Source organism: Paracoccus sp. (in: a-proteobacteria) (genome assembly GCF_032007265.1).
GTDB lineage: Bacteria > Pseudomonadota > Alphaproteobacteria > Rhodobacterales > Rhodobacteraceae > Paracoccus.
In genome coordinates this window covers 1-4,775 of the sequence record NZ_DALZMB010000174.1, presented here as the reverse complement: position 1 = coordinate 4,775, position 4,775 = coordinate 1, and the positions used below count along the sequence as shown (strand labels likewise).

At 59.3% G+C, this 4,775-nt stretch carries 5 protein-coding genes; 1 reads left to right on the top strand and 4 read right to left on the bottom strand.

Features of this window, described 5'->3' with window-relative positions:
• Window positions 1–2,493: type VI secretion system ATPase TssH (tssH, locus tag RTS12_RS20075; protein ID WP_312531816.1), on the top strand; the 2,493-nt coding region annotated here is incomplete at its 5' end.
• Between the two features lie 33 nt (window positions 2,494–2,526).
• On the opposite strand, the gene RTS12_RS20070 is transcribed toward tssH, so the two are convergent.
• The 4 genes from RTS12_RS20070 to RTS12_RS20055 form a co-directional block, all read right to left on the bottom strand.
• Complete coding sequence (locus RTS12_RS20070) at window positions 2,527–3,558, bottom strand: hypothetical protein (protein ID WP_312531814.1); 1,032 nt, start codon at window positions 3,556–3,558, stop codon at window positions 2,527–2,529.
• Window positions 3,559–3,611: 53 nt separating this feature from the next.
• Window positions 3,612–4,013 (bottom strand): hypothetical protein, encoded by a 402-nt coding sequence (locus RTS12_RS20065; protein ID WP_312531812.1) that lies wholly within the window; start codon window positions 4,011–4,013, stop codon window positions 3,612–3,614.
• A complete protein-coding gene (locus RTS12_RS20060; protein WP_312531810.1) occupies window positions 4,010–4,468 on the bottom strand; it encodes a biopolymer transporter ExbD in 459 nt (152 codons plus the stop codon). Before RTS12_RS20060 ends, RTS12_RS20065 begins: the two co-directional genes overlap by 4 nt.
• A gap of 3 nt (window positions 4,469–4,471) precedes the next feature.
• A partial coding sequence (locus tag RTS12_RS20055) for a MotA/TolQ/ExbB proton channel family protein (protein WP_312531808.1) occupies window positions 4,472–4,775 on the bottom strand: 304 nt, incomplete at its 5' end.

Sequence of the window (4,775 nt, the reverse complement as noted above, 5' to 3'; positions counted from 1 at the left end):
ACCGAAGTGCCCGGCATTGCTGAAAGTCTGGCAGATGCTTTGAACCACGCCTGGACCTATGCGACGCTCTTTTTCGGCGAAACCCAGATCCGGACGGGCCATTTGCTGGTCTCATTGCTCAATGATGGCGGCTTGCGCCGCGAGCTGGTTGTCAATTCGGCGGTTTTTGCGGAAATCTCGGTGGATCAGCTCAGCAAGGAAGCGCGCCAACTTTGGTCAAGCTCGGCCGAAGAGGCATTGCGCCCGATGGATGGCTCGGGACTGACCGCAGCGGGTTCGGGTGAGCGCGCAGACAGTGCAACGACCGCATTGGGGCGTTTTTCGGTCGATATGACGGCGGATGCGGCGTCAGGAAAGATGGACCCGGTTCATGGCCGCGATGACGAAATCCGCCAGATCATCGACGTGTTGATGCGACGGCGCCAGAACAACCCCATTCTGACGGGCGAAGCAGGTGTCGGCAAAACCGCGGTCGTCGAAGGGTTTGCGCAGCGGCTGGCCGCCGGTCTGGTGCCCCCGGCCCTGCAGGGGATGCGTCTGCATATGTTGGATATCGGCGCGATGCAGGCCGGGGCCAGCATGAAGGGCGAGTTTGAGCAGCGGCTTCGCTCGGTCATCGATGAGGTTCAAACCTCACCGACGCCGATCATCCTGTTCATCGACGAGGCGCATACGTTGGTTGGCGCAGGCGGGGCCGCGGGGACGGGTGATGCCGCCAATTTGCTCAAGCCTGCGTTGGCGCGGGGCACATTGCGCACGATTGGCGCCACGACCTGGGCCGAATACCGCAACTATTTCGAAAAAGATCCGGCGCTGACGCGGCGCTTTCAGCCCGTTCAGGTCGATGAGCCGGGGATCGAGCAATGCTGCTATATGATCCGTGGCGTCCTGCAACCCATGGAAAGCCACCACAAGGTGCGCATCTCGGATGAGGCCGTGGTGGCTGCCGTCAAACTATCGGCGCGCTATATTCCCGCCCGGCAGCTTCCTGATAAGGCGGTCTCCTTGTTGGATACGGCCTGTGCCCGTGTGGCGGTCAGCCAGTCCTCGACCCCGGCGCGAATTGCTGATCTGCGCGATGCGATCAATGCATTGGACACGGAAATCGCTGCAAAAGTCGCGGCTCAGGATTTGGGCGAACGGGCCGATGACCGCCTGGCCGAGGCCCGCAGCAGCCGCGATGAAAAGGCCGCCGAGCTGGTGGGTATCGAAGCCAAATTCGAGGCCGAAAAGGCCGTTGTCGATGAGATCGTCGAGCTGCGCCGCCGCCTTGCCGTGGATGCGGGCGAGGATTTCGATGCCGAGGCCACGCGCGCGGAAATGACCGCGAAAATGACCGAGCTGGCAGCGACACATCCCGATGATCGTATGGTCTACGCCCATGTTGATGAACAGGCTGTTGCCAGCGTGATCAGCGATTGGACGGGCATTCCGGCGGGCCGCATGGTCGCGGATGAATTGCAGGCGATCCTGGGCTTGGCCGATCATCTGCGCGAGCGGGTCATCGGTCAGGACCACGGATTGCAAATGATCGCCAAGCGCGTGGAAACAAGCCGCGCGGGGTTGGGCAACCCCAATAAGCCAATCGGGGTCTTTATGCTGGCAGGCCCCTCGGGGGTTGGTAAAACTGAAACTGCACTTGCCTTGGCCGAGCAGCTTTATGGCGGCGAGCAAAATGTCATCACCATCAACATGTCCGAATTCCAAGAGGCTCATTCCGTCAGCCTGCTGAAAGGCGCCCCTCCCGGTTATGTCGGCTATGGCGAAGGGGGCCGGCTGACCGAGGCCGTGCGTCGCAAACCCTATTCGGTCGTGCTGCTGGATGAGATCGAAAAAGCACATCCCGACGTGCATGAGCTGTTCTTTCAGGTCTTTGACAAAGGCATGATGGAAGATGGCAATGGGCGCGCCATTAACTTCCGCAATACCTTGATATTGTTGACGTCAAACGTTGGCACTGAAGTCATTATGCGCATGGCTGAGGGGGGCGAGACGACCCCCGACCTTGAGGCCTTGGACATGCGGATCAAACCAGAGCTTTTAAAGGTTTTCCCCCCGGCACTGCTGGGCCGCATCGTCACAATCCCCTATTTCCCGCTAAGCCGCGAGGTCTTGGCCGGGATCACGCGCCTGAAATTGGGCGCGATCGTCAAACGGATGCGCGACGCCCATGGGGCAAGCCTTTCCTATAGCGATGAGGTGTTGGAATATATCGTCGAGCAATGTCGTGATCCCGACAGCGGAGGGCGAATGGTGGATAACATCATTACAAACTCGATCCTGCCCGATCTATCGCGCCGCGTTTTGGCGCGGATGGTCGAGGGCGGGGAGATGGCCGATCTGCGGATCGAGCTGAAAGACGGCACCTATGATTACGTCTTTGCTGGCGACACGACGGGGCCTGATCCAGAGGCCACACCAGCAGCCGAGCCAACTGATAAGCCTGCAAAAAAGAAGCGCGGCAAAAAGGCAGAAGTTTCGGCCGAAGCCTAGATCCGCGCCGTTCAGGCACAGGGGGAAGTGGGGTCAGCGGATATAAAGGCTGCTGACCCCAATTCGCGCGTTTTGATCCAGTTCGGCTGCCAATTCTGGAAAGAAATCCCGCGCCAGACGGCCCGCATTTCTGGTGACCGATTGCAATCTTCCGGGCGTGGCGATTGCAATCAGGATCTGACTTGTGTCGCGTGCCGCCCCCGCGCGGGACATGGGGATGTCAAAGGTGACCTGACCGCCTTGCGCCGTCAAAAAGCGGCGTAAATCTTGGACGACACCATTGTCGTCGATCAGCAGCAAGGTGTTATACCAGCCCGCACCATTGCCGATCTGCCCTACAATCGAGGAGCCGCTGCTGATATCGGCCGATTGAAGCGCGATGCTCAGGCCAAATGCCGGATATTGAGGGTTGCGCCGCAGAAATGTGATGCCGGGGCATTGTCGCTGATCCAAAATGACACGGCGGCTGGTGATGGATTGGTCGAAGCCGTTGCTGACCGCGGCAATAAAGCTGGTGATCTCGCGATCATTTGGCGACAAAACATTCATCGTCAGGGCATCGTCTTGCAGCGACGGCAAGGCCATTAGGCAAGCAATATCAACCTGCTCTCGTAGACGGGTGACCAGATCCGTCAGGCGCGGATCTGTCGGCGTAACTTCGGTGTCGGGGTTGGTTGCCAAGCTTGGTGGCGATAATGGGGCTTCGTCCGGATCTGTCGGCCCGGTTACGGATCCCGCCTCGATGGGTTCGGGCAGGATGACGACCGGTGCAAGCGGGGGCGTGCTCAATATTGTGCCGCTATTGTCCGATGTTAAAGGTTGCAGCACCTCTGGCGTGGCGGTGACTGGGGGTGCCCCAACCACCGTGCTTTCAGAATTTGGCCTGGCAAGGCCATCAGGCGGGTCAAGCGGCGGTTGATCGATTTGATTGCCCTCTGCCGGGGTGAATTGCGGCACAAGGGTCTCGATCTGAATTTCAGGCTCATCAGTTCTGGGAGGTGCGACATAATTGGTGAAATTTGGTTGATAAATCAAAAGCCCAATCGCCAACGCATGCAGGGACAATGAAATCGCCGTTGCTTGCAACCAGCGCAGATTATGTGTTTGAGGATGCCCGATCATGGCAGTGCCGACTGACGAAGTGTGACCAGGCGCAGGCGATAGGGCCGCAGCTCGGGCAGGTTCAGCAGGGCAATCAGCTGGCTGGCCGGGGCTGCCCTGTCGACGATCAAAAATAAATCCGACCCTTCGGGGCGATCGGCCAAAGCCACCGGCAGGGTCTCGGCGGTGATTTCAGCACCATCCAGGCGCCAGTTGCCTTGAGGATCTACGCTGACAATCGGCTTGGGCAGCCGGTCAAAAGGCAGGTCTGCGGTGGTCGCCAGATCAATTCCGGCCGTATCCAAACTGTCCTGACCTGCTGCCACAAAGAAAAAGATCAGCAAAAGCACGATGTTCACGATCGCTAATGAGACATCTATACCGCGCAACCGGCGGCGTGCGGGCAGGTTCATACTCATGTCGCGGACCCGTCGGCGACGCGTACAGCGGTGATCTGATGGGCGGCTAGTACCTCGAGGATCGAGACAAGCGCCTGCACCGTCGCCCCTTTTTGCGAGATCAGCAGAACCTCGGTCACGCCTTGCTGGTGCAGCGCCTGAGCCAGATCGGGGATACGATCCAGCGCAAAGCGTTGGCCATTTGCGACAATGCTATCGGAATTGATCGACCAGACCGCGCTGGCCAGTGGGTTGACGATATTGGACTGGCCTGCGGGATTGGCCTGCGCCGATTGCGCGGATCCGACCGCGCCAAGCGTGCCAGTGCGCAGGGTTAAAATCGAATATGGTGTCAGATTGGCCGAGAGCATGAAAAAGACCAGCAGCTGAAACATCGTATCTGCCAGCGGGGTCAGCGTGAAACGGTAGTTTCTGCGAGAGCGTGGAAGCTCGATCTTGCGCCTTGTTTGCGCCATGGCCTAAGGGCCCTGCGTGCCGCCGACACGGCCATGAATAGCAGCCGAGATGGCAATTTCGATGGTCAGCCGCTCGTCCTCGATCCGGCCTTCCAGCCAATTGGCGAGAAAATAGGCAACCAATGCGATGGCAAGGCCAAGCGCAGTCGTGGTCAAGGCGGTCCAGATGCCCGCTGCCAAAAGCCGTGGATCGGCCATTTCCTGACTCAGCGCCAGATTGCCAAATGCGCTGATCATCCCGATAACGGTGCCCAACAAGCCCAACATGGGCGCCCTCTGCACCACGGCCTCAAGCCTCCGCATACGC

Excerpts from the sequence above, each read along its gene's own strand:
- RTS12_RS20065 (WP_312531812.1), bottom strand. The coding sequence starts at position 4,013 with ATGAGTATGAACCTGCCCGCACGCCGCCGGTTGCGCGGTATAGATGTC.
- RTS12_RS20060 (WP_312531810.1), bottom strand. The coding sequence starts at position 4,468 with ATGGCGCAAACAAGGCGCAAGATCGAGCTTCCACGCTCTCGCAGAAAC.